This is a genomic window from Ruegeria sp. BJ6 (assembly GCF_056537885.1).
Genome location: NZ_JBQFSG010000027.1, coordinates 1 through 1,780, shown reverse-complemented (window position 1 = coordinate 1,780; position 1,780 = coordinate 1). Strand labels below are relative to the sequence as shown.

General features: G+C 63.1%; 1 protein-coding gene. It reads left to right on the top strand.

The annotated features are described in order from the left end of the window. Nucleotides 1–1,770: sulfoacetaldehyde acetyltransferase (gene xsc / locus ACR0D6_RS22510; RefSeq protein ID WP_480767157.1), on the top strand; the 1,770-nt coding region annotated here is incomplete at its 5' end. Nucleotides 1,771–1,780 lie beyond the last annotated feature (10 nt).

Here is a 1,780-nt window from a genome sequence, read left to right as displayed (position 1 = left end):
ATGAAGATGACGACGGAAGAGGCCTTTGTTAAGGTACTGCAGATGCATGGTATTGAGCATGCGTTTGGGATTATTGGCTCGGCGATGATGCCGATTTCGGATTTGTTTCCGAAGGCAGGGATCATGTTCTGGGACTGCGCGCATGAGGGCAGCGCCGGGATGATGGCGGATGGCTACACCCGCGCCACCGGCAAGATGTCGATGATGATCGCGCAGAACGGCCCCGGCATCACCAACTTTGTCACCGCCGTGAAAACCGCCTACTGGAACCACACGCCGCTGCTGTTGGTGACCCCGCAGGCAGCCAACAAGACCATCGGTCAGGGCGGGTTCCAGGAAGTCGAGCAGATGAAACTGTTCGAGGACATGGTCGCCTATCAGGAAGAGGTCCGCGACCCGTCCCGCGTCTGCGAGGTTCTGAACCGGGTGATCATGCAGGCCAAACGCGCCAGTGCTCCGGCCCAGTTGAACATCCCGCGCGACATGTGGACTCAGGTGATCGACGTCGATCTGCCCGCCATCGTTGACTTCGAGCGCCCCTCGGGCGGCGAAACCGCCGTCGCGCAGGCCGCCGAGCTGCTGTCGAACGCCAAGAACCCGGTGATCCTGAACGGCGCCGGTGTGGTTCTGGCCGAAGGTGGCATCGAGGCCTCGAAGGCTCTGGCCGAACGTCTGGATGCGCCGGTTTGTGTCGGCTACCAGCACAACGACGCCTTCCCGGGCAGCCACCCGCTGTTTGCCGGTCCGCTGGGCTATAACGGCTCGAAGGCGGGGATGGAGCTGATCAGCGAGGCCGACGTGGTGCTGTGCCTCGGCACGCGTCTGAACCCGTTCTCGACTCTGCCGGGCTATGGCATCAACTACTGGCCCGCGAATGCGAAAATCATTCAGGTCGACATCAACCCTGACCGCATCGGCCTGACCAAAGCCGTCAGCGTCGGCATCGTTGGTGACGCGGCCAAGGTGGCGAATGGCATTCTGGCGCAGCTGAGCGGCACTGCCGGCGACGAAGGCCGTAAAGAGCGCAAGGAGCGCATCGCGCAGAAGAAATCGGCCTGGGCGCAGGAACTGACCTCGATGACGCATGAGGACGACGATCCCGGCACCAGCTGGAACGAGCGTGCCCGTGCCGCCAAGCCCGACTGGATGAGCCCGCGCATGGCATGGCGCGCCATTCAGGCCGCACTGCCGAAAGAGGCGATCATCAGCTCGGACATCGGCAACAACTGCGCCATCGGCAACGCCTATCCGTCATTCGAAGAGGGCCGCAAATACCTGGCGCCGGGCCTGTTCGGCCCCTGCGGTTACGGTCTGCCCGCCATCGTCGGCGCCAAGATCGGCCAGCCGGACGTGCCGGTTGTGGGCTTTGCCGGGGACGGTGCCTTTGGCATCGCGGTGAACGAACTGACCGCGATCGGCCGCGAGGAATGGCCCGCCGTGACCCAGATCGTGTTCCGCAACTATCAGTGGGGTGCGGAAAAGCGCAACTCGACCCTGTGGTTCGACGATAACTTCGTGGGCACCGAGCTGGACACCAAAGTGTCCTATGCCGGTATCGCCACGGCTTGCGGCCTGAAGGGCGTGGTTGCCCGCACCCAGGACGAGCTGACCGCGGCGCTGAACCAGGCGATCGAGGACCAGAAGAACGGCATCACCACCCTGATCGAGGCGCTGATCAACCAGGAACTGGGCGAACCCTTCCGCCGCGACGCCATGAAAAAACCCGTCGCAGTCGCAGGCGTCAGCGCCAACGACATGAACGCCCAGTAAACAATAGGGT